Source organism: Saccharothrix syringae (genome assembly GCF_009498035.1).
GTDB lineage: Bacteria > Actinomycetota > Actinomycetes > Mycobacteriales > Pseudonocardiaceae > Actinosynnema > Actinosynnema syringae.
Window position 1 is genome coordinate 3445855 of record NZ_CP034550.1, and the last position, 22284, is coordinate 3468138.

The 22284-nt window shown below is 72.3% G+C and carries 18 protein-coding genes and 2 pseudogenes; 7 read left to right on the forward strand and 13 right to left on the reverse strand.

Annotation, left to right across the window (positions count from 1 at the left end; genetic code table 11):
- Positions 1-68: 68 nt before the first annotated feature.
- From EKG83_RS15510 to EKG83_RS49605, 3 genes and pseudogenes are all read right to left on the reverse strand, one after another.
- Positions 69-875, reverse strand: coding sequence for an NPCBM/NEW2 domain-containing protein (locus EKG83_RS15510; protein ID WP_033433168.1), 807 nt, complete (start codon positions 873-875; stop codon positions 69-71).
- A 115-nt stretch (positions 876-990) separates the two neighbouring features.
- Positions 991-1647, reverse strand: a complete 657-nt coding sequence (locus EKG83_RS49600) for an IS3 family transposase (RefSeq protein ID WP_153278138.1) — start codon at positions 1645-1647, stop codon at positions 991-993.
- Positions 1605-1739: pseudogene (locus EKG83_RS49605) on the reverse strand (transposase); the annotation flags it as partial. The gene EKG83_RS49600 and the pseudogene EKG83_RS49605, both read right to left, overlap by 43 nt.
- A 186-nt stretch (positions 1740-1925) precedes the next feature.
- Here EKG83_RS49605 and EKG83_RS15525 point away from each other — a divergent pair.
- Together EKG83_RS15525 and EKG83_RS47775 are read left to right on the forward strand one after the other, a co-directional pair.
- A complete protein-coding gene (locus EKG83_RS15525) occupies positions 1926-3194 on the forward strand; it encodes a hypothetical protein (protein ID WP_051766414.1) in 1269 nt (422 codons plus the stop codon).
- A gap of 74 nt (positions 3195-3268) precedes the next feature.
- Positions 3269-3511, forward strand: a pseudogene (locus EKG83_RS47775) (flavoprotein); the annotation flags it as partial.
- A 178-nt stretch (positions 3512-3689) separates the two neighbouring features.
- Here EKG83_RS47775 and EKG83_RS47780 read toward each other — a convergent pair.
- A complete protein-coding gene (locus EKG83_RS47780) occupies positions 3690-4271 on the reverse strand; it encodes a hypothetical protein (RefSeq protein ID WP_033433166.1) in 582 nt (193 codons plus the stop codon).
- Positions 4272-4931: 660 nt separating this feature from the next.
- Between EKG83_RS47780 and EKG83_RS15535 the strand changes: the two genes are divergently transcribed.
- Positions 4932-5954 (forward strand): SGNH/GDSL hydrolase family protein, encoded by a 1023-nt coding sequence (locus tag EKG83_RS15535; RefSeq protein WP_033433243.1) that lies wholly within the window; start codon positions 4932-4934, stop codon positions 5952-5954.
- An 86-nt stretch (positions 5955-6040) separates the two neighbouring features.
- Here the strand turns inward: EKG83_RS15535 and EKG83_RS15540 are convergent, their stop codons facing one another.
- From EKG83_RS15540 to EKG83_RS15565, 6 genes are all read right to left on the reverse strand, one after another.
- The gene (locus EKG83_RS15540) at positions 6041-6622 is read right to left on the reverse strand and encodes a ribosome-recycling factor (RefSeq protein WP_084716796.1); all 582 of its coding nucleotides are present in this window, start codon (positions 6620-6622) and stop codon (positions 6041-6043) included.
- Positions 6619-6876, reverse strand: coding sequence for an RNA recognition motif domain-containing protein (locus tag EKG83_RS15545; RefSeq protein ID WP_033433165.1), 258 nt, complete (start codon positions 6874-6876; stop codon positions 6619-6621). The genes EKG83_RS15540 and EKG83_RS15545 overlap by 4 nt, the downstream gene beginning before the upstream one ends.
- A gap of 472 nt (positions 6877-7348) precedes the next feature.
- Positions 7349-7732: a hypothetical protein gene (locus EKG83_RS15550; protein WP_153278140.1), complete on the reverse strand. Its 384-nt coding sequence runs from the start codon at positions 7730-7732 to the stop codon at positions 7349-7351.
- A gap of 286 nt (positions 7733-8018) precedes the next feature.
- Positions 8019-9731: a DUF11 domain-containing protein gene (locus tag EKG83_RS15555; RefSeq protein ID WP_170191896.1), complete on the reverse strand. Its 1713-nt coding sequence runs from the start codon at positions 9729-9731 to the stop codon at positions 8019-8021.
- Positions 9732-9786: 55 nt separating this feature from the next.
- On the reverse strand, positions 9787-10242 hold the full coding sequence (locus EKG83_RS15560; RefSeq protein ID WP_033433240.1) for a hypothetical protein: 456 nt from the start codon (positions 10240-10242) through the stop codon (positions 9787-9789).
- An 82-nt stretch (positions 10243-10324) separates the two neighbouring features.
- Positions 10325-11626 carry a DUF11 domain-containing protein gene (locus EKG83_RS15565; RefSeq protein WP_153278142.1) on the reverse strand — a complete coding sequence of 434 codons (1302 nt, stop codon included), beginning with the start codon at positions 11624-11626 and terminating at the stop codon, positions 10325-10327.
- Between the two features lie 1090 nt (positions 11627-12716).
- Between EKG83_RS15565 and EKG83_RS15570 the strand changes: the two genes are divergently transcribed.
- Positions 12717-13598, forward strand: coding sequence for an NAD(P)-dependent oxidoreductase (locus EKG83_RS15570; RefSeq protein ID WP_051765863.1), 882 nt, complete (start codon positions 12717-12719; stop codon positions 13596-13598).
- Between the two features lie 62 nt (positions 13599-13660).
- Here EKG83_RS15570 and EKG83_RS15575 read toward each other — a convergent pair whose 3' ends face one another.
- Both EKG83_RS15575 and EKG83_RS15580 read right to left on the reverse strand, forming a co-directional pair.
- The gene (locus EKG83_RS15575; protein WP_033431273.1) at positions 13661-14605 is read right to left on the reverse strand and encodes an acyltransferase domain-containing protein; all 945 of its coding nucleotides are present in this window, start codon (positions 14603-14605) and stop codon (positions 13661-13663) included.
- A 290-nt stretch (positions 14606-14895) separates the two neighbouring features.
- Positions 14896-15840: an NADP-dependent oxidoreductase gene (locus EKG83_RS15580; protein ID WP_033431272.1), complete on the reverse strand. Its 945-nt coding sequence runs from the start codon at positions 15838-15840 to the stop codon at positions 14896-14898.
- A 490-nt stretch (positions 15841-16330) separates the two neighbouring features.
- On the opposite strand from EKG83_RS15580, the gene EKG83_RS15585 reads away from it, so the two are divergent.
- Positions 16331-17551 carry a glycosyltransferase gene (locus EKG83_RS15585; protein ID WP_228122626.1) on the forward strand — a complete coding sequence of 407 codons (1221 nt, stop codon included), beginning with the start codon at positions 16331-16333 and terminating at the stop codon, positions 17549-17551.
- 9 nt (positions 17552-17560) lie between these two features.
- Here EKG83_RS15585 and EKG83_RS15590 read toward each other — a convergent pair whose 3' ends face one another.
- Positions 17561-19198 (reverse strand): FAD-dependent monooxygenase, encoded by a 1638-nt coding sequence (locus EKG83_RS15590; RefSeq protein WP_051765859.1) that lies wholly within the window; start codon positions 19196-19198, stop codon positions 17561-17563.
- A 343-nt stretch (positions 19199-19541) separates the two neighbouring features.
- Here EKG83_RS15590 and EKG83_RS15595 point away from each other — a divergent pair, with 343 nt between their 5' ends.
- Together EKG83_RS15595 and EKG83_RS15600 are read left to right on the forward strand one after the other, a co-directional pair.
- Positions 19542-21092 carry a flavin monoamine oxidase family protein gene (locus tag EKG83_RS15595; protein ID WP_211269113.1) on the forward strand — a complete coding sequence of 517 codons (1551 nt, stop codon included), beginning with the start codon at positions 19542-19544 and terminating at the stop codon, positions 21090-21092.
- Positions 21089-22279, forward strand: a complete 1191-nt coding sequence (locus tag EKG83_RS15600; protein ID WP_051765857.1) for a cytochrome P450 — start codon at positions 21089-21091, stop codon at positions 22277-22279. The genes EKG83_RS15595 and EKG83_RS15600 overlap by 4 nt, the downstream gene beginning before the upstream one ends.
- Positions 22280-22284 lie beyond the last annotated feature (5 nt).

A 22284-nucleotide genomic window follows, 5' to 3' on the forward strand; every position in this document is an offset into this window, starting at 1 on the left:
GAGAACTTCGCCGCAACAGCATCGGTCCGGAACGGGTGCGTGCTCCACGCGGAGCCGGTCGACGATGATCAGGTCCTGCTGACGATGACCGGGTCGATCCAGGCGGCCAGGGCGGGTTCGCTGGACTCGTTCTCCGCACTGATGCCGAACCGGGTCTGCCCGGAGATGTCGGCCTCGATGTCGTCGATGGTGCCCCGGGTGACGACCTTGGTGGCGACTGGTCGGCCGTCCACGGTGATGGTGAAGGTCACCGACGCCCCGGTGGGTGCGTCGTCGGCGACACCTATCCGTGACCGGAAGATCGTGGACACGGCCGGCGGGACGGTGTACTCCTCGTCGACCACGCGGTCCATGGCGTAGTTGGAGAACGGTTTCCCGACCTTGGCCTGGCTGTACGTGGTGCCGTTGATCGTGATGGGCAGATGGACGTAGTCCTCTTCCTGTGGGGTCAACGACAGGAGGGATCTCTCCGCTGGACCGGCCTGGTCGGTGCTGGTCGTCGGTTGTCCAGTGGTGTTCGTCCCGGTCACGGCAGCCGGTCGGGACGTGGTCGACCGGGGAGTTCCGCCTTCGGTGTCGGATGGGCCGGTGACGGCGGGGTCGAGGAACAGGCGGGTGAGCGCGATGCTCGCGGTGGCGACGGCCACGGCCAGCGCCACCACCGCGAGGAACCCCTTGCCGCCGAGCGGGACATCGCGATAGGACCACAGGTAACCGGCGCTCGCGATGACGGCCACGCCGGCCGCGACCGCGACGACGGTGGCGGAGGTCGTTGTCAGCGTCAGTACGAGCGCGACCACGGCCGAGACGTCGGCGACGAGCCCGGTGCCGGGTAAGAGCGGGTTGGGGCGCTTGGCAGGCGCCTGCTGGTTCACAGTGGCTCCCCTCGTTCGGACCGTCGATCATATGGCTGGGCGGAGGCGGAAGGCGCCGGGGGAGTTCGCTTCCTGTTTGTTGGGCGAGCACTTCCCCGGCGCCGGAGGGGGCCGCTCACGGGAGAAGCGGTTGGTGGTGGCGCCGGAACCGTCCTGCCCAGTCAGGGGAGCCGGATCGCTTCACGGGCGCGCACCCCATCCGTCGTCCGGAGAGCGCTCGTGGAGCACATCGGCCGTGGCTCGACCTGCGGTCGCTGTGGTGGATCAACTGGCCTTCGCGCACGTCGCGGGACCAGATGCGTATTCCAGGGCGCCGGGCACGAGGTCGGTGTCGCAGCGGTCGCTGGTCTTCCAGCCCACGATCCGGTTGGAGAGGCGTCGCGCACGGCCGCGAGCCAGAAGGCGCCCTCGCCGGTGCGGACCGCGGATCCCGCCTGGTCAACGGCGTCCGCCAGTGTTTGCGCAGGAAGGCGCCCTGCAGGGCGGCCTGGCGCATCAGCCGCTCCACCCGCTTGCGCGACACGCGGATGCCCCGGTGCCGCAGGACCTGGTGGATCCGCGGGCTGCCATAGGTGCCGCCCGAGGCGGTGTGGATGTCGACGATCTCCGCGGTGATCGCCCGGTCCTCGCGTTCGCGGTCCGACGGGCCGGCCTGTCGGGCCACCCAGCCGTGGTAGGTGGAGGAGGCGACGCCGAGGACCCGGAGGACGAACTCGACCGCCGCAGCATGCGCAGCTCCTCCGACTCGGCGGTCGTGGGCCGGTCGCCACATTCGCCGCGGTCGGCCTCGTCCTGCCGGATCCAATTCCGCAACGCCTCCGGGGGCACGCCCAGCTGCTCGGCCAGGCGCCGGATCACCGGTTTGGGGTCCGACTCCCTTCAGGCCCTATCGGACCATGCCTGGAAAGACTCCGAGCTACCGGGGAACCTCAACTGCTGCCCATAGACGGGGCAGATTGTGGGGCATATTGGCGCGGACGGGCGAAAATGCGTCGTCTGGGATGGTCGCCTGGTTACGGTCCGTTCATGTCCGGAGGAATGGGGTGAGCCGTGCCGGGGCCGAATGATCTGTTGCGTGCCGCGCGTAAACGCACCGCGTCGGCTGCGCTGCCCACCGAGTCGATGTCGCGCCGGGAGTTGGCCGAGGCGGTCAACGCCTGGCTGTGGAGGACCACGGGGAAGCGGTACAGCCTGGACGCGCACACCATCGCGCGCTACGAACGCGGTTCCGTGCGTTGGCCGGGCGCCCACTACCGGGCGGCGCTGCGCCACGTGCTGGGCGTCGCCACTGATGCCGAACTCGGTTTCCGCGCGATGTCGGCACCGCTGCCGGTCGACGTGGCTGCCTCGACCGTTGCGTCATCCTCCGACGAGCACGTTGTCGAGACCGATTGGCAGGTACGCGCACTGCCAGGCCCGGCGGGGCGTCCCGGCGCGTTGCGGTTCGCGACTGCGTTGGTGGAGGGTCTGCACCGCGACTACCAGGCTGCCCGGTACGCGGAGGTCGCTGCGGCACTGCCCGGTGTCACCGACACGGTCACCGGGCTGGTTGAAGGGACCATCAGGGATCGGCACCGGCAGGCGTTGAGCTTGCGGTGTCAGGCGGCGGTGGTGGAGGCGAAGCTGGCCACCAAGTTCGGTGACGGCATCACCGCTTACCGGGCCGCCGAGCGGGCCCGTGCGGCGGTGGAGGAGGGCGAGGACACCTTCGGGCAGGTCGCGGCCGCCTACCAGTTGGTCTGCGCACTGCCGCACCTGGGCGGCGCGGACGAGGCCGAGCGGCACGCCGCATCCGTGGCCGGGGCCATCACCGAGGAGGATCCGACAGGGTGGACCTGGCGTGGCATGTTGACCCTGATGGGTGCCGTCATCGCCGCCCGCCGTGCGGATCGGGTCGAAGCGCACGGCCGGCTGGTCGAGGCCGAGCGCTTGGCCACTTGCCTGGGGCGTGACGGCAACATCGGCTTCACCGCGTTCGGGCCGACCAATGTGCAGATCCACCGCATCGCGGTCGCCGTGGCCACCGACGACCCCCGTGCCGTGCTCGCCGTGGGTCTCGCTTTGGACGTGGAAGCCCTGTCGCCGGGTCTGCACGGCAGGCGGGGGCAGTTCCACCTCGACAACGCCTGGGCCCACGCGCGGCTGCGCGAGGACCCGCTGGCGGTCATCCACCTGCTGGAGGCCGAGCGCGTGGCGCCGCAGTTCCTCCGCTCCCAGCGGACCGCGCACACCGTGGTGGGACAACTGCCGGCACGGGAGCGGCGCCACGCCGTCCCGGGCTTGCGCGGCCTGGCCGACCGCATGGGCGTGTCGGCATGAGCGATCCGTCGCGGTGGCTCTACCTGGTCGTCTCCGCCGCCCCGCCCGTGCTGGGCGTCGGCCGGGCGATCAGCCTGCTCGACGCGCAGGGCTGGCGGGTCTGCCTCGTCGCCACCCCCACCGCCGCCACCTGGATCGACCTCGACGACCTGGCGGCACGAACCGGATGCCTCACCCGCTGCGCCGCCCTGCCACCCGGACGGCAGGACTCCCTGCCCAGGGCCGAGGCGGTCCTGGCGGCGCCGATGACCTTCAACTCGATCAACAAGTGGGCGGGCGGGATCAGCGACTGCCTCGCCCTGGGGGTGCTCAACGAACTGCTGTCGGCCGACGTGCCCATCCTCGCGGTCCCGTGCGTCAAACCACTGCTGCGCCGACACCCCGCCTACCAACCCGGTGTCGACGTGCTCACCGCCGCCGGCGTCACCTTCCTCGACCCCGACACCGTCACCACCCGCACGGACGACGGACTGGCCGCGTTCCGGTGGGTCGAGATCACCGCCGAACTCCAGGGATGCACTGGCCGCCGCCCAGGATCTGCCGGAAGAGGCGCTGTCCCTCATCCGGTGCGCCTTGGAAGGCAGCACGACAGGAGACAAAGACGCCGTCCTGGCCCATCTCACCGAGGTGATCGAGGAGCTGTGGGGGCCCCTTTCCGGGCGATCGACGATGCCTGCGCACTGCTGCACGCCCTGCAAGGCGACGGCACACCGAGCACCCCACCACGCCCAGCCGAAGCACCATGGCCCACACCGTCAGACTCAAGACCACCACCTTCGTCAAGGTCACCGAAGTGGCGGGCTTCACGTCCCACTGCAACCCACCCGGAAAGCCCCCGGCTCCACCGGACAGGCCGAGACGGGCCGGTAGACGGCGCACGACCGCATCCGAGGTGCGGGCGCCCACTGACCGGGGCGGCCCGCCGTGCCCGGAGGTGTTCGCGACATCGAGCACACGGGCGGTGAACCGGCGTCCTGCCGCGTCGACCAGCGGCGACATCGACGACCACGCCACATCCGGTCCCAGGCGCTCGACGCAGGCCGTGAGGAACACCGACGCCCGCCCCGAGTCGTACACCGACGCCTCGTCGACATCAGCCGCTACCCGGCGCCGAGACGACTCCTGCGGTATCGGACCAGAAAGGCAGTCCCCTGGACCGGTGGTTCCCGCCGCAGCGGTTGACCGCCGGTCCAGCACGGAGAACCTGTTCACACGATGGTGTATCGACTGGGCTGACAGTGCCTCGGTTCGTGGTCGGGGCGGTCGGGTTCCGCGTCAGTGCCTCCTCCCGGCCGCGTCGTGCCGTTACAGCTTCACATCTGCTGTGATCCACGGCGTTCGGGGATCGAGGGCTGGCACTGACCGACCCCCGTGCGCGGTGGACCGGGTCCCCGCCACCATCCAGACCACCGGGCGGTGGCGCGCGGTCTCGCGCACGAGCCAGTCCACCGGCCACGGCTCGCCGCGACCGGTTGCGCGACGCCGTCGCAGACCCCGGCCCGCTGCAACCGCCGCAGCCCGGCCGTGCGCCGCCTGCGCCGTGCGGGACCGTCGTCGCGGCGGGGGCTCCGCGGGCTGGACACGCCGCACGGTCGGGTGGAATCCGCATCCTCCACCGGCAGGCGAGGCCAGGTCGTGCCTACGTTCCTTTTGGCAGGTCGTCGGCCAGGCGACCGACGCTGCCGCCCCGGGTGGGGCGGCAGCGCGCCGAACCGACCGGTGAAGGGACTGCACGTGATGACGACGACGAGACGGGGACGCGGCCTGCTCGTGGCGGCGGTGGCCGTGGTGCTGTGCGCGGGGGCCGCCGCGCCCGCCGCAGCGGAGCAGGCGACGCCGCGGGCGGAGGGGGTGTCGACGGTGTTCTTCGGCGACTCCTACACCGCCAACTTCGGCATCGCCCCACTCCAGCAGGTGGACTCCGAGGAGGCGTACTGCTTCCGGGCCCAGGAGAACTACCCGGCGGTGGCGGCCCGGCGGCTGGCCGCGAAGGGCACCGCACTCGACATCGCCTCCGACCGGTCCTGCGGCGGTGCGCTGATCGAACACTTCTGGACCGCACAGCCCCTGCTGGGAGGTATCGCGACCAGGCCGCCGCAGCAGGAAGCGCTGGGCACGGAGACCAAGCTGGTCGTCGGCAGCCTCGGGGGCAACACCGTCGGCTTCGCCAACATCCTCAAGCAGTGCTCCCAGAAGCTCCGCGACCAGGGCGCGCTGCTGCCCGCCGATCCGGTCGACGCCGACGAGCCCGCCGACCAGTGCGCCGCCTTCTTCACCACCGGAGACGGCAAGGACTGGCTCGACTACCGGTTCGACAAGGCCCAGTTCGAACTGGAGCAGTTGCTCAACCGGATCTACTACGCCGCGCCCGAGGCCACGACTGTGCTGGTCGGCTACCCGCGGATCGTGCCCGCCAACGTCGCCAGGTGCCAGAACCCCGCGCCCGGGCAGACCGAGAAGCCCCTGGCCGACATCGACACCGGCGCCCTGCTGGTGTTCGACAAGATCCAGAAACGCCTCAACGACCTCATGCGCACCAAGGCCGACGAGAACGGAGCCGTGTTCGTCGACCTCTACGCCGCCACCGACGACAACACCGCCTGCGACGGCGCCGACCGCGGCATCGGCGGCCTGTTCGAGAACTCCCAGCTCCAGGTCTTCGGCACCACGCTGCCCTGGTACCTGCACCCCAACACCCGCGGACGCGACATCCAGGCCGACCAGGTCGCCACCACCATCCAGAACGCCCTCAACCGCTGACCACCACCGGTCCCCACCGGCACCCGACCGCCCACCCACTCCAACCGAGCCCGGACACCCGCGCGGCAGTGCCGGTCGGCGACCGGTCACACCGCGAGGATGTCCTGTTCCGCGGCCGCCGTCACGGCGTCGACCTGGCGCAGGCCCCGCTCGGCCAAGTCGCGCAGGCGCGTGTGCAGCCCGTCGGCACCGGTCTCGTCCAGGCTGCCGCCCTCGGCGAGAGCGGTTGCGGTCCGCTCACCCTCGCGCAGCGACTCGCGCACGGCCGTTCTCGCGGTCTCGGCGTGCTCGCGCGCCGAGGCGACGGCCTCCTTGCGCTCCTGTTCGGTCAGCGGCTGGAGCGGAACGCGCACCAAGTCGCCCTCGACCTGCGGCGTCAAGCCCAGGCCCGCGTCGCGCACGGCGTCGCCGACCGCCGTGATCTGGTTCCCCTCCCACGGCTTGATCGTGATCAGACGCGGTTCCGGGACGGAGACCGTGGCCATCCGGGCCAACGGCGTCGGTACGCCGTAGTAGTCCACCCTGACCCCGTCCAGCAGACCGGGTGAAGTCCTTCTCCAACCGGTCGACCTCGGACACCGGTACGTTCCCTTCCCGTGGTTTCGCGTGCTCGTGACCGAAGCGGTCGCGCACCGACTCCACCCCGCGGCCCGCTGGTCGACCCTCAGCGGCCGGGCCGTGCGCGGTGTTCGCGGACAGCGAGCGAACGGCCGTCGAGATCGCGCCCGTGGAGCCCCTCGATCGCGGCGGTGGCCGCGTCCGGGGACCCCATCTCCACGAAGCCGAAGCCCCTGGAGTTGCCCGTCTCGGCGTCGCGTTCGACGGTGGCGTCGATGACCTCGCCGAACTCCGCGAAGGCGTTGCGCAGCCCTTCATCGCTCGTGTGGGCAGCCAGGTTGCCCACGTACAGCTTGGTCGCCATCGCCTGTCTCCTCGTCGTCGAACGGCAGCAGCGGTCGACGACGACGGTCCCAGAGTTTTCCCGGCGACGCGGTGCGGCGTGGCCCGACATCGGCGACAACGACTCCTTCGGGTGATGTTCCGCCCGGCGCACCTGAAACGACCGCGACCCCCTGTGCACAGTGCACTCGTGCCCCTGCTCAGCTGCCGCGCCATCGCCCTGGCGAACACGCGTCGGTGAACGGCATCCACCCGCGCAGGAGCAGATCCGCCACCGCGGCCGCCGCCCCCACCGACGGGCGTCGAGAAGGGCGCCCCGACCGGACCACGAGCCTGGTCCCGTGGTCGCCACGACCGAGCCGATCGTGAACGCCCCGTGCTCGCGCGTCGTGGGAAGAGCCTGTGTCCGGGCACGCCGACCACCGACGAAACCCTTCATCGAAGCGGCTGCGCCCCCACGGCGAACCGTGGAGGGCACGGCACCACGCGGTCTGCTACTTGGTGTGTGCGGCTGCCGGATCGGTGGCCAGGGAGTACTTCTTCGGTTTGTCGCTGGTGTGCAGGGCGTAGCCGTTCTCGACCAGCTTCTCCTGGGCGTTGTGCACGGCGCCTGCGGAGCGGGTCAGTGCCCGGCCGATCGCGGTCGGGCTGAACTCCTCGCCGGGGTGCTCCCGGAGGTGGTCCTCGACCATGCCGCGCAACGCACCCGGCGCCCGCAGTTCCCGCGGCTCCTGGTACTCATCGGCCGACACATCGCCCGTCGGCGCAGCGGCCTGGGACTGTTCGGCGGTGCGGACCCAGTCGCGCGAACGGACCGGCACGACGGCATCCCTGCGGAACCGCGCGGGGTACTTCGACTTACCCGACACGGAGGACATCCTTCCTCCGGACCGCCGTCTGGGATCAAGGTGTCCGATTCAAGGGGACAACCTCGGGGCAACCGACTGCTTCGCTCACGCAGTAGTCACTGGAGAGCCGGATGATCGGGGAACCACCAAGTCCGGTTCGGAGGGAGGCCGCGCGGATCGGAGACGCTCCCCGGCACGTCCGCAGCCGCACGCGCGTACGAGTCCACCCCGGGTGTCGCCGGGGTGGACTCGGGTCCGTCGCGGGCGGTCGGCTGCGTGTCCGGGCCACCCGCGACGGGGGAGAGGGGAGCCGGGTTCAGCAGCTGGTCGTGATGTCGCCACCATCGACGGTGCAGGTGTCGGTGCCGAGGCCGCCGTTGGCGGTGTCGCCGCCCACGCCGTCCTGGACGTCGATGCTGTCGTTGCCCACACCGCCGGAGAGGGTGTCGGTGCCGTCGTGGTCGTAGAGGATGTCGTTGCCGTTCTGGCCGTCGAGGGTGTCGTTGCCCGGTCCGCCGTAGAGGGTGTCGGCGCCGTTGTCGAGCAGGCCGAGCAGGTCCTCGCCGTAGCTGGAGTCGTCGCCGGCTCCGGCGTAGACGGTGTCGTTGCCGTTGCCGCCGTTGATCGCGTCATTGCCCGCGCCGGCGTAGATGGTGTCGGCGCCGTTGCCGCCGCTGATGGTGTCGTTGCCACCGAGGCCGCAGATCACGTCGTTGCCGTTGGTGCCGGTGAGCGTGTCCGGGCCGTTGGTGCCGGTGATGGTGCAGCCGAGGGCGTTGTTGACGGTGGTGGACTCGGCGTCGGTGTTGTTGCCCGGGGTCGGGTCGGTCCCGGTGGCCGACACCGTGGAGGTGGCGGTGACCGTGCCGGTCGCGGACGGGGTGACCGTGATCGTCACGGTGGCCGAGCCGGACGCGGCGACGCCGCCCAGGGTGCAGGACACGGTGGGCGCGGAGACCGAGCACGAGCCCTGCGAGGACGTGGCGGAGTCGATGCTCGCCGCCGCGCCGGACAGGGTGGTGGACACCGCCACCCCGGTCGCGCCGGCGGGTCCGGCGTTGGCCACGCTCACGGTGTAGCTGTACGGGTCGCCGCCGAGGGAGACCGGGTCGGCGGAGTCGGTCACCGACACCGACACGTCCGCGCCGACCGGCGGGATGGCGGCCCAGTCGCCGGTCGTGACGATGCCGAAGGTGAAGGTGTAGAGCCGGGTCTGGTTGGTGCCGTCGGGGTTCATCAGCAGCAGGCCGTTGTTGTCCTGGTACTGGATCTTGGTGCCGTCCGGGGACCACACCGAGTTGTAGCCGTCGGCGAGGCTGGTCTGGTTGGTGCCGTCGGCGTTCATCGTGTACACGTGGTTGCCCAGGGGGTCGAAGCTGAACGCGGTGAAGGTGATCTTCGAGCTGTCCGGCGACCAGTTCGGCGCGTAGTAGGTCACGCCGGGGGTGCTGGCCAACGTGGTCTGGCCGGTGCCGTCGGGGTTGACGGTCTTGATGACCCCCGAGTCCTGGTAGACGATCTTGCTGCCGTCCGGGGACCAGTTGGGGTGGTTGCCGCTCACGCCCAGCGGGGTCGGGTTGGAGCCGTCGGCGTTGATGACCGTCAGCGTCCCACCGGGCCGGTAGATGAGCTTGGTGCCGTCGGGGGACCAGGCCAGCGACTGGCCGTCCGCGCCGGCGCCGGAGGTGATCGCGGTGATGCCGGTGCCGTCGGGGTTCATGACGTGGACCTGGAGGTCGGGGCTGTTGACGCCCCGCTCGAACGCCACCTTGGTGCCCTGCGCGTTCACCCGCGGGGCGTTGGCGCCCGGCGAGCCCAGCACCTGGGTGACCCCGGAGCCGTCCGGGTTGACCGTGTACAGGTTGCCGGACTCGGTGAAGTAGATCTTGCCGTTGTCGCCGGGGAAGGCGGCGTGGGCCGGGGCGCCGGCGGCCACCAGGGACGCCAGGGCCAGGGTCGTCGCGGAACCCAGGACGCGTAATCGCCGCACGACCGCGGTGCGCGGTCTGCTCGTGGGTGTAGTGGACAAGGCAACCTCGTTTCGATGTCGGCGGGGCATCGCGTGCTCCCGCCGCTGTGGGGTGTTACTGGCGGGTGGCTCGGTGTTCGGTGGTGGCGCTGACGCTGCCGGGGTCGGTCTGGAGGTAGACGAAGCCGTCCCCGGAGCGTTCGACGTACATGTCGAAGTGCAGGGTGCCGTCGATGGTGAAGGTGCCGGTGCAGTCGGCGGCGACGGTGTAGGTGCCGGTGAAGTCGTGCTGGGAGGTGATGGCGCCGTTGAAGCTGCTCGACGAGGTGCCTGCCAAGCCGCCGTCGCCGTCGAAGCGCTCCACGCCGGCGAAGGCCAGCGGCACGGTGCCGGTGCCGGAGACCGACCAGCCGTCGCCGGCGAACAGGTAGGTGCCGTCCAGGGTGTCCAGGCCGCAGGCCGGTGCGGCCGAACCGGCGGCGGCCGAACCGGCCAGGACCGGAACGGCGACCGCCAGGGCGGCGGCGGACAGGACCACGGTGCGGCGCAGGCGTCGGGCGTTCGTGCTCACGAGGTGCTCCTCACTGGTTTCGCGCGTGCGGACGAGGCCGTTGTGCGGCACCCGGTCCGCGGGTGCCGCACAACGGCGGGGTTCAGCAGCCGGTGGTGGTGTCGCCTGTGTCGGCCAGGCAGGTGTCGGTGCCGAGGCCGCCGTTGGCGGTGTCGCCGCCCACGCCGTCCTGGACGTCGATGCTGTCGTTGCCGTTGCCGCCGGAGAGGCTGTCGGTGCCGTCGTGGTCGATGAGGGTGTCGTTGCCGTTCTGGCCGTCGAGGGTGTCGTTGCCCGGTCCGCCGTAGATCGTGTCGGCGCCGTTGTCGAGCAGGCCGAGCAGGTCCTCGCCGTAGCTGGAGTCGTTGCCGTCGCCGGCGTAGATGGTGTCGTTGCCGTTGCGGCCGTTGATGGTGTCGTTGCCGCCCAGGGCGCAGATCACGTCCGCGCTGTTGGTGCCGGTGATCGTGTCGTTGCCGTTGGTGCCGACGATGGTGCAGCCCAGCGCGTTGTTGACCGTGGTCGATTCCTGGCGGGCGTTGTTGCTCGTGTCGGGATCGGGTTGGCCGGAGTTGCCCGCGACGAACACGAAGCGGAGCGTGCTGGTGGAGGCGGGGGTGCCGACGATGGTCACGGTGGCCGAGGCGGAGGCGGCGATCGTGCCCAGCGTGCAGAACACGTTCGGGCCGCTGACGGTGCACGAACCCTGGCTGGGGGTGACGGACACGATGCCCAGCGCGTCGCCCTGGAGCTGCGAACTCGACGCCGTGGCCCCGGTCGCGGTCGCGGGGCCGGCGTTGGACACGGTGACGGTGTAGGTGACGTTGTTACCCAGCGATACCGGGTCGGGGGAGTCGGTCACCGACACCGACATGTCCGTCTCCGCCGGTGCCGTCAGCACCACGTCGACAGCCAGGTTGCCGGCATTGCCCCCGTTGTTCGGGACGCCGCCGACCTGGATCCAGTACGTGGTCGACGCGCTCGCCGTGAACTCCATCAGCGACGTGAGGGTCGACGGGTAGTTCTCGTCGTCGTTGCAGGCGATCTCGGACAGCGAGCCGAGGTCGGTGCCGGTGTAGGCCGTGACGATCGTGTCGAAGTTCGAGCCGGCCGTGCTCACCGACACCTCGGTGCCGGCGGTGATCGTCAATCCGTACCAGACGGTTTTCGTGGCGGGGAATTCCGGATCGAAAGTGCAGTCCGACAGCACCGGCTCGCCGCTCTCGGTCGTCGCGTCGACGTTGCTGAGGCTGTCGGTGAACGAACTGGTCTCCACCCGGGCGTTGGCGAAGTCGTCGTTGGACGGGGCGACGGCCCAGCTCGGTGTCGTGGTGCCCAGCACGAGGGCCAGGGCGGCGGCGACGGTGCCGACGGAGCCGAGTAATCGTCGGGACAGCGTGTTCACGGTAACCTCGTTTCGACGCGGCGGGACACCACGCGGTGCCCCGCCGGCATGGGGGCGCCACTCCCGTCGAGGTCGAGGGGCAAGGGCCGGACCGGGGCGGGGGGACACCTGCTGTGCGGCCGGGGCCCGTCCAGGGCGGGCGGCGACCGGGCCCTACATGCTGTGCCCGGAAAAGAGCACCCCGACAGAGGCCGAAAGGCCCATCACCGCAGGCCGGAAGGCCCTTTCACTGCACCGTGCGGACTCACCGTGACAGATCCGATCGGCTCAGCGACAAACATCGGTGCGAATTGCAGTGCACCACTCGTCCGGCCGCCCGCCATTCGAGTGCCCGTCGCTGGGCGCACCGGCCCATAACGCGTTTTCGAGCCCCCGATCCGGGCACACGAGCGCGTCGAGCACGACGGCCGCACGTTCATCGTGAACGGCGACCCCGAACGGTGGGAACTCCGACCAGGGCCGGTGCATCGCGGGACCGACCTGACGCGCGTGCAGGGGTGGCGTGGCCCGCGCCGAACTCGGTCACGACGGCATTGCGTAACTGCTGCGCAGCAACGGGTTCCACGACGCCGTGCGTTGCGCGGGTCGCCGGCTCCGGGGGCTGTCTCGTGATCGGGTCCGACCCGCAGTCGGCGGTGACGTGCGCGCCCGGCGACTGGTCTGCGCGGTGCTGGGCTGTCGACGGCAGACCTTCCGGGAACAGTTCCCGGACTGCTGGAGCGCCACCAGCGTCGCTCGGCCACCCGCGGAGGCCGTCCGCCGCGCCCTGCCCGACTGCTCCCGCCGCGTGGTCGATCCCGCGGCCCCGGTCACCCCTCCACTCGCGGAGATCCGGGAACTGGGCTGCACCGGCAGCGCCACCCTGCTGGCCCGCCACCTCGACCAGGGCCGTGCCGAAGGCGACCCCCTGTCACGACCTCCCGTCATGCCGGCCGCCTTCTGCTCACCAAACCCTGTTCTGGCTGCCCCCGAAGCTCGCTCCCGCTGCACGGCCATTCGAGGGTTCAAGCGCTCGCTTCGCGGCATGGCGGTGCGTCGCGGTGAGCCACCGGCTTGACCTCCAGCATGGTCGAGGTTCCAGGATCGTGCCATGGTCGAGATCGAGAAGTCGGCAGCCAGGGTCGCGGTGATCGGTACGGGGGCCATCGGTAGTGCGGTGGTGCGTCGGCTGCTTGACGGTGGGCACGAGGTCACGGTGTACAACCGGACTCGGAGTCGTGCTGCCCGGCTGGTGGCCGCGGGGGCGCTGCGGGCGCGGTCGCTCCGGGAGGCGGTGTTGTCCAGTCCGCTCGTCCTGCTGACGCTCAAGGACTACGCGGCGGTGCAGCAGTGCCTCGCCCACCTGGACGTGGACCTGTCCGGGCGGACGATCGTCGGGATGTACACCGGCACTGCCGGCGAAGCGCGGCAAGCCGCCGAGCGGGTCGCGAGCCTGGGCGCGCGGTATGTCGGCGCGGGGATCCAGGTCTCGCCCGAGGTGATCGGCACCGATACCGCAACGATCTTGTACAGCGGCTCCCGCCACGCCTTCGAGCAGCACGAGTCGGTCTTCGAACTGCTGGGCAGGCCACGCCTGGTCGGAGAAGCACCGGAGGCGGCCGCGGTCTGGGACCTCGCCCTCTTCGGGGTGTGGTACGACGCCCAGCTCGGGCTGCTCCGAGCCCTCGACACGGTACGCGAGGCCGGCATCGACGTGGAGGAGTTCGCCCGGACGGCGAACACCCAGCTCGACCACGTGGTCGCGGCGGTCCCCGCCACCGTGTCGGAGATGCTGCACGCCTCCTACCCGGCGGGTCCCGCGAACCTCACCGAGCACCTGGCGGTCGTCCGCCACCTCGTGGAACTGCGAGCCGGGGGACGTCTCGGTGACGGTGGGCTACCGGAGGTGGCGGCGAGGATCGAGGCGCTCATCGCGGCCGGTCGCGGCACCGAAGGGCTGACCGCGATCGTCGGACGGCGATCCGCCGGCTGACACCCGCTCGCCGGCACGACGGGTTTTGAGCGAGGTCTTCGCGCCGGGCGGGGTTGCTCCGGTTAGATCGGGAAGTGGCCGCGGCGCCACTGCCAGTGGCGGCCGGACTTCAGGTGGTCGACGGCCGCGCGTTGGAGTGCGGTGCGGCGCGGCAGTTGGTCCAGCGGTGTGGTCAGGGTGCGGAACACGAACCGCAGCACCTCGACGTCGGCGTCGATGCCCTCGGGCTGCTCGTAGGGTTCCAGCTCGAACCTCTGCTGGAACCGGACGATGTTGGAGTCCCCGGGCAGGTAGTCCAGCAGTTGCGGGTCGAGCAGCCACGAGCCGCAGGAGAACGTCGTGTAGTGCTCGTCGGGGAAGTGGCGCGGGAAGAACGCGCGGGCCTGGTCCAGCGATGCCTCGACTGCCTGCGGGGTCAGCGGGCCCGATTCGGGGATGTGCAGGCCGAGGGTGGTGTCACCGCGCTGGTACTGCAGCCGGCCCAGTTCGTAGAGGCCGCCGCGCGCGTGCAGGGTCAGCCAGCTCTGCATGACCGGCCAGCCCTCGCCGCGCATCCTCCGGTCGACCGCGAGGTTGCGGCCCAGGTCCGCCAGGGTCGTCCACGACACGGCCTCGGCGATGCCGTGGTCGCGGTGGTATCCCACGGCGACCTCGACCAGGGCCAGGTAGGCGTAGACGTACAGGTGCCGCCAGGCCGGGCCCCGGTCGCGCGGCAGCTCCGGACCGGGTACCAGCCAGCCGTGGCCGCCGAGGTCGGCGCGGACCAGGGCGGTGGAGCGGTCGAGCAGCCAGCGCAGTTCCGGGGTCCACAGCGGAGAGCCGAGATCGGGCCAGCCGGCCATGATCTCGGCGGCGTCGTCGGGCCGCACCGCGAGCCGGGCGAGTATCGCGGGCGCGTCGGCCTTGGCGGGCAGTGGAGCCGAGGGCAGGTCGCCCGCGAGCCGGTGCACGCGCTCGACGTCTTCAACGGGCACCCCGAGTCGGGCAGCGATGCCGTCCAGATCCACGCGTACGACCCTACCAGCCGGGCTGATCAACACCCCCGCGTCCGGGGGATGATCGCCGATCTTGACGCGGGCTGCGCAACTTTCCGCTGCACCTGATCAGGTGTGGTCGGGGAACTGGGGGTGTCCCCACCGCCACCGCCGGGGGAAGCACTGAGATCAGGGCCACGAACCCTCGGTCAGGGGCAGGGCCGGCGGTCGAACCGGGTGTGGGGCCCGCATCGCGCCCGCCACCGGGCCGGCGCCGCGACGATCGCGGAATCCGGCCCGGGAGGCGTGGTCTTCTCCTGCTGTCAGGCGCCGGGGACGAGGAAGACGACCTTGCCGTGGACCGCGCCCGACGCGGCCTGGGCGTGGATCGCCGGCAGCTCGGCCAGCGGCACCCGCCGCGCCACGTCGACCCGCAGGTCGCCGGAGTCGACCAGCGCCACGAGCTCGGCCAGCTGTTCGGCGTCGCTGCGGACGTAGAGGTTGACGCCGCGCACGTCGCGGTCCTCGTCGGTCGGCGCGGGCATCCAGATCGTCGTGTTGACGACGGTTCCGCCGGGGCGGACCGCGGTGACCAGTCCGGCCAGGACCTCCGGGGCGACCGGCGCGAGGTTGAGCGCCAGGTCGACCTGTTCGGTCACCGCGGAGAGCACGTCGGTGGTGGTGTGGTCGACGACCTCGTCGGCGCCGGCGGTCTTCACGGCCTCGGCGCTGCGCGGGCCGGCCGTGGCGATCACGTGGGCACCGGCTTGCTTGGCGAGCTGGACGGCGTAGCCGCCGACCGGTCCGCCCGCGCCGTTGACCAGCACGCGCTGCCCGGCCTTGAGCCGGCCGTGGTCGAAGAGCGCCTGGTAGGCGGTGAGGCCCACCAAGGGCAGCGCGGCGGCGTCGGCCAGCGGGATGCCCTTGGGTGCCGGGGTCAGGACAGCCGCCGGTGCGAGGACGTACTCGGCCGCGGCGCCGGGCTTGGTCATGGGCAGGAAGCCGACGACCTCGTCACCGACCGCGAGGCCCTCGACGCCCTCGCCGAGCGCGTCGACCGTGCCGGCGACGTCGAGGCCGGGGGTGTGCGGCAGCTCGACCGGGATCGGGCCCTGCATGACGCCCAGGCGGATGTTGCCCTCGACGGGGTTGAACGTCGTGGCCGTGACGCGGACCAGGACCTCGCCGGCCGCGGGGACCGGCTGCTCGACGTCCTCGTGGCGCAGGACCTCGGGGCCGCCGAACTCGTGGAAGCGCACTGCCTTCATGGCAACTCTCCTTCGTCATTTGCTTCGAACTCGAAGCATCTGGGACTGAGGTTAGACCTGCTTCGAATTCGAAGCAAAGTGACGTGCGGCACGTCACGGCCTCGTGCCGGAGGGGAGGGGCGGGTGCCGGGCGCACGCTGCTCGCGACCGTGCCGCCCGGGCACGTCGAGGTGGTCGGCGGCCTGCTCCTCGAACCGCTCCCACGCGACGACGTCACCACCCTCGCCCGCCTGCCGGCGCCGGTGCGCGACCACGCGCGGTCCGCCCCACCGCGCCGGTGGTGCGGCACCGGTCCACCCGGGACTGGTGGAGTTCAACGCCGGGCGACCCGGTCGGCGGTCGGGGCCCGTCCGCCCAACGACCCGTTCGGGTGCGTGCTCAGGTGGCGCGACCCGGTTCGCCTTACCGTGGTCGTCGACAGGTGACGGTCACCGGGCGGTGATCGGATCAGGGGCGACCCGAGAGGCACGCCATGCGGGTGCTGTGCTGCGTGACCACCGCCGTCTCCCACGCCAGGGCGCTGCTCCCGGTGGCGCGGGCCCTGGCGTGCGCGGGGCACGAGGTCCTGGTGGCGACCACGGTGCCGCTGCTGCGCGTGTTCGACGGCGAACCGTTCCGCGCCCGAGCGGACCTGCCGCCGCTGATCCCCGACGTGAGCCCGGCCCTCGCGGAGGCGGGCCGGGGTGCCGGGGAGGACGCGGCCACCCTCGCCCGCAAGGTGGGCGTCCGCCTCTTCGCCGGTCCGCACATCGTCGAGGGGTATCACGCCCTCGCCGCGGTGGCCGACCGGTTCCGCCCCGACCTCGTGCTGCGCGGCGAGGCGGAGTTCGCGGCCGTGCTGCTCGCCGAGGACCTCGGTGTCCCGCACGTCCCCGCCCCGGCCGGCAGCGCCAACGCGCTCCCCCCGGACTACCTGCTCGTCCTGCTCAACGAGCGCAGGCGCGAGCTAGGCCGACCGGAGTGGGACGACCTCGAACCGCTCTACCGCCACGGGCGGCTCGACTTCATGCCCGCGTCGTACTCGTTCGCCCCCGCCCACCTGCCGGACGCGATCACCTGCCGGCAGCCGGACGCCGTCGACCGCGCCGAGGTCCTGCCGGACTGGGTCCTCGCCCTGCCCGCGGACCGCCCCCTGGTGCTGGCGTCGTTCGGGACCGTCATCTCCGTGCTGCACGCGCAGGCCGTCGACCCGTTCACGGTCGCGGTGCAGGCCGACACGCGGTCGGCCCTGCTGGCCGTCGTCGCCGCGCTCGCCGAGACCGACTGCGTCGGCGTGGTCGCCACCGGCGGCCTGGTCCCGGCCGACTCGCCGGTGCCCGGGAACGTCCGGCTCGCCGACCACGTCCCCCAGCCCCTGCTGCTGCGCTGCGCCCAGTTGTTCATCACCCACGGCGGCTACAACGGCATCCGCGAGTCGATCGCGGCCGGCGTGCCGATGGCCGTGCTGCCCCGGTACGGGGACCAGTTCGCCAACGCCGCCCGGGTCCGGGAACTCGGCCTGGGCCTGCACGTGACCGACGGCTCGGCGGGGGCGATCGCCGCGGCGTGCCGGACCCTGCTGGACGACGCGGCGGTGACCGCGCGGGCCCGACTGGCCCAGCGCCACATGCTCGCGCTGCCGCCGGTGGAGGACCTCGTCCCGCGCCTGGAGCGGATCGCCGCCGGGACCGGTACCCCGGTACCCGTGGGCACCGGGGCACCGGTCCCGTAGCGCGGGCCGTCAGCCCGACGGCACGGCCGCCAGGACCGAACCGCGGACCGCGTCCACGAGCCGGACCGGGTCCGCGGGCAGCCGCTCGTCCCGCCAGGCGACGTGGCCGTCCGGGCGGACCAGCACGAACGGGCACGCGTACAACCGCGCCAACTCCGGGTCGCCGCACTCGACGACCCGCAGCGGGACGCCCCGCGCGTCGAACGCCTCCCGCACCTCCCGGGTGCCCCGCGGGTCGTGCCCGAAGCACAGGAGGACGAACCCCTCGCCGAACACGTCCAGCAGGGACACCCCCGGCCGCAGCCAGGCGTGCGCGGCCCGGGAACCGGGGTCGCTGCCCGGTCGCCACTCCGGTGTCAGCTCGGCGCCGGTGCCGATGACCAGCGGGGACCGGTAGCGGTAGCCGAAGTGGACCTCGGGGTTGTCGAACTCCTTGTCGGCGCCACTGGCGCGCAGCCGTTCGGCCATCTCCGCGCGCCGGCGCTCGCCCTCCGGCGTGTCCGCGCGCAGGTCGACGGGCAGCGCGCGGGCCAACGTCCGCTGGAGGTGCCGGTTGGCGGCTTCGAGGCTGTCGAGCGCGACGGGCCGCCGCTCGGCCTCGTAGCTGTCCAGCAGGTGCTCCCCGCCCCAGCCGCGGAGGTGGGCGGCCAGCTTCCAGCCCAGGTCGGCGGCGTCGGCGATGCCGATGTTCATGCCGAACCCGCCGGACGGCGACACGGTGTGGGCGGCGTCCCCGGCCAGGAAGACCCGGCCGTGCCGGTAGCGCTCGGCCACCCAGTGGGTGAGGTGCCACTCGTCGTCGGCCACGGGTTCGACCGGGGTGTCGAACGCGATCGCGTCCCGCAGCAGCGCGGTCGGGTCCGCCGTCAGCGCCGGACCGGACACGGTCAGGTTGAACAGCTCCCCGCCGTCCATCGAGCGCAGCGGGTAGCGCAGCTCATTGGAGAGCATGAGGAAGTAGACCATGGCCGGCCGGTGGCCGCGCTCGCGCAGGTGACGGGTCAGCTCCGGCGCGCGGAACAGGATGTTGCGCAGCACCCTGGCCTCGTGCCGCGCCGGCGCGTCGATGCCGCACCAGCGCCTGACCGGGGACGAGGCGCCGTCGCAGGCGACCAGGTACCGGGCCCGGACCACGCTCGCCGTGCCGGTGCCGAGGTCGGTGACGTGCGCGGTGACGCCGTCGTCGTCCTGGGTGAACGAGTCCAGCCGGTGGCTCAGCAGCAGCGGGCCGTCCGGGGCCCTGCCCACCGCGCCCACGAGCAGCGGCTGGAGCCAGTGCGCGGGGCAGACCTGGTCCGGTTCCGGCGTGTGCCGGAACTCCGGGCGGGTGGCGACGCTGCCCCGCTCGAAGCGGTGCAGCTCGTGCCCGCCGACCCGGGTGACCCAGGCGATGTCCAGCGGGTGGTCCGGCGGCCAGCCCGCGGCGCGGATGTCGTCGGCCAGCCCCCACCGCCGGAACAGCTCCATCGACCGCGGTCCGATCGTGCTCACCCCGGGTTGGGGTATCCGTCCGTCCCGCCGCTCGACGACCAGGTGGTCGATCCCCCGGTAGCGGAGGTCCAGCGCCATCGCCAGGCCCACCGGGCCGGCCCCGACGACCAGGACGTCCGTTCCGCGGGTCGGGGGCGGTGCACTGCCTGTGGGCACGGGAGCCACCTCCGGGACATCGTCGTGATCGGTCCGCTCCTCCCGTCGATTCTGCTGGCCGCACGGGGTGCGCACACCTTCGGCCATCCGATCGGGTAACGAGTCGCGGTCCGTTCCCGCGTCCACTGGGGACAGGGGCGGGCCGGTGTTCCCCGGACGACTCCGCAGCCCCTGCGCGCGCGCCGGTTCCGCTGAGTGACCGGTGTCCCGGAATCCGCTCCGACGGTGGGAATTTCGAGTGGCCGCAAGGCTGGCGGACTTGCTGGGACAAGGGAACTCTGCTCACCGTGGTGGCGCAACGAGGGTGGGGGTGGTCGCTGAGGTGCCTATTCGAGGAGAGTTCATGCCTGGCATGCACGTGGTCGACCGCCGTTTCGCCACCGATCATCCCGGCGAGGCGGCACGATCCGGTCCACTGCGCGGTGTCCGCGTCGTGATGCCGGTCGGCTGCCCCGCGGCCGATCCCTGTTCGGACGCCCCGCCGATCATGATCCTGGGCGCGGGCATCGCGGGGTTGGTGGCGGCCCACGAGCTGGAGCTGTTGGGGCACCGGGTCGAGGTGCTGGAGGGCAGCGGGCGCGTGGGCGGTCGCATCTTCACCCACCGCTTCGGCGCCGGCGGGTCCGGGCCGCTGGTGGAGCTCGGCGCCATGCGGGTGCCCGGCGACCACCGGTACACCTTGGACTACATCGCCCGGCTGGGCCTGTCCGGGAAGCTCCGGCCGTTCCGGACCCTGTTCTCCGAACCGCGGGCGTACCACGCCACCAGCCGGGGCTTCGTCCGCCTCGGCCAGGCCGCGCGCATCCTGGTCGAGGACTTCCGCGCGGAACTCGCCGACAGCCGCTACCGCGAGGAGACCGTGCTGTTCGGCGCGTGGTTGACCGCGATGGGCAACGCGATCGGCCCGGCCGGTTTCCGCGAGCGCGGTTTCACCGCGGAGCTGCTGGACGCGGTGGACCGGGTCGACCTGGCGCCGTTCGTGGTGGGCGCCGACCGCGATCGGGTCGACCTGCACGCCTTCTTCGCCGCGCACCCCGGGGCCCGGGCCGGCTGCGGTGGCCGGCTGGCCCGGTTCGTCGACGACGTGCTGTCGGAGACCAGTCCCGACCTGGTGCGCCTCGAAGGCGGGATGGACCAGCTGGTCCAGGCGCTGGTGTCGCGGTTGCGGTCACCGGTGCGCCTCGGGTGCGAGGTGGTCGGGCTGGAGGTGTGCGGCGAGCGGGTGCTGGTGCAGGTCCGCACCGGCGACCGCGTGGTCACCCGGAGCTGCCCCGGGGTGCTGTGCACGTTGCCGTTCTCGGTCCTGCGCCGGATCCGGTTGCGCAACCTGAGCCGGGCCAAGGTCGAGGCCATCCGCGGCATGACCTACTGGCCGGCCACGAAGGTCGCCTTCCACTGCCGGGAGGCGTTCTGGACCCGGGACGGGATCTCCGGCGGCGCGTCGTTCAGCGGCGGGCGCGTGCGCCAGACCTACTACGTGCCGGCGGAGTGCGACCCGGCGCAGGGGGCCGTGCTGCTGGCCAGCTACACGCTGGGGGAGGAGGCCGAGTCCTTCGGCCGGATGCCCGCGGAGGACCGGCACGAGTCGGTGCTGCGGGAGGTGGGCCGGATGCACCCGGAACTGCTGGAGCCCGGCATGGTGATCGGCGCGGCCAGCATGGCCTGGGGCCACCACTGGTGGAGCAGCGGTGCGGCGGTCAGCCAGTGGGAGCTGGACGACGCCGGCCGGGCGGAGGAGCGGCTGCGGGCGGCGAGCCCGGAGAACGGGTTGTACTTCGCGGGCGACCACTGCTCGGCGAACCCGGCGTGGATCGACGGCGCCATCCGGTCCGCGGTCGACGCCGCGCGGCAGATCCACCTGGACAGCCGGGCGCGGACGGCGGTGTCGGTGTGAGCGTGCTCCACGTGCCCGGCGCGCACCGGTCCGACCTGCCGCCGTTCGACCACCGCTCCCTGGGGCGGGAGGAGATCATCCGGCCCTACCCGCGGTACCGGCGGTACCTCGCGGAGGAACCGGTGCACTGGAGTTCCGCGGGCGGCGCGTGGTACGTGTTCGGCCACCGGCCGACGGTGGAGGCGCTGGGTAGCGCGGACTTCACCCGCGGCGGGTTGGTCTTCCCGCCCGGCTGCGACGCGCTGACCCGCCTCGTGCGCGACTGGCTGGTGTTCCTCGACCCGCCGCGGCACACGCGGCTGCGGTCGGTGCTCGCCGGCCGGTTCACCCTCGCCGCGGTGCGCTCCCTGCGCCCGCGAATCCAACGGGTCGCCGACGACCTCGTCGCCGCCCTCGCGGGCCGACCGGAGATCGACCTGGTGGCCGACTTCGCGACCAGGCTGCCGCTGCACGTGATGTGCGACCTGCTCGGCCTGCCCGCGGCCGACCGGGAGTGGCTGCACCGGCGCGCGCTCGCGCTCCAGCAGGCCAGCTCGACCCGCCAGGGCGACTACGCCGCCGCCGAGGAGGCGGCCCGGGACCTGGGCGGCTACTTCCGCCGGGCCGCCGCCGACCCGGCCGAGGACGGGCTGCTCGCGCCGCTCGTGCGGGCCGGGTGCACCCCCGACGAGGTCGCCGGCACGGGCGTGCACCTGCTCACCGCGGGCCACGAGACCACGGCCCACCTGATCGGCAAGTCCGTGCTGGCGCTGCTGGACCACCCCGAGGTGCTGCGCTCGCGGCCGGTGTTCACCGCCGACCACGTGGACGAGCTGATCCGCTACGACGGTCCGGTGCAGATGGTGAGCCGGCGGGCCGCGCGGGACGTGGTGCTGGGCGGTCGGCGGGTCCGGGCGGGCGACAAGGTGGTGCTGGTGCTCGGCGCCGCCAACCGCGATCCCGACCGCTTCGCGCGGCCCGACGAGCTGCGGCTGGACCGGGCGCCCCGCGGGCACTGCGGGTTCGGCTACGGCGCCCACCGGTGCCTGGGCGCCGCCCTGGCGGGCCTGGAGGCACAGCTCGCCCTGACCGCGCTGGTGCGGGCTCTGCCCGCGCCGCACGCCGCCGGGCAACCGGTGCGCTACCACCACGACCTGATCTTCCACGGTCCGCGGACCCTGCCGCTGCGCACCGGCTGGCCGGGGTGACGCAC

What these genes read in the sequence shown, in the direction of transcription:
- EKG83_RS49600 (WP_153278138.1), bottom strand. Translation starts at nt 1,647, where the DNA reads ATGTGGCGACCGGCCCACGACCGCCGAGTCGGAGGAGCTGCGCATGCT.
- EKG83_RS15535 (WP_033433243.1), top strand. Translation starts at nt 4,932, where the DNA reads ATGACGACGACGAGACGGGGACGCGGCCTGCTCGTGGCGGCGGTGGCC.
- EKG83_RS15545 (WP_033433165.1), bottom strand. Translation starts at nt 6,876, where the DNA reads ATGGCGACCAAGCTGTACGTGGGCAACCTGGCTGCCCACACGAGCGAT.
- EKG83_RS15550 (WP_153278140.1), bottom strand. Translation starts at nt 7,732, where the DNA reads ATGTCCTCCGTGTCGGGTAAGTCGAAGTACCCCGCGCGGTTCCGCAGG.
- EKG83_RS15570 (WP_051765863.1), top strand. Translation starts at nt 12,717, where the DNA reads ATGGTCGAGATCGAGAAGTCGGCAGCCAGGGTCGCGGTGATCGGTACG.
- EKG83_RS15580 (WP_033431272.1), bottom strand. Translation starts at nt 15,840, where the DNA reads ATGAAGGCAGTGCGCTTCCACGAGTTCGGCGGCCCCGAGGTCCTGCGC.
- EKG83_RS15595 (WP_211269113.1), top strand. Translation starts at nt 19,542, where the DNA reads ATGCCTGGCATGCACGTGGTCGACCGCCGTTTCGCCACCGATCATCCC.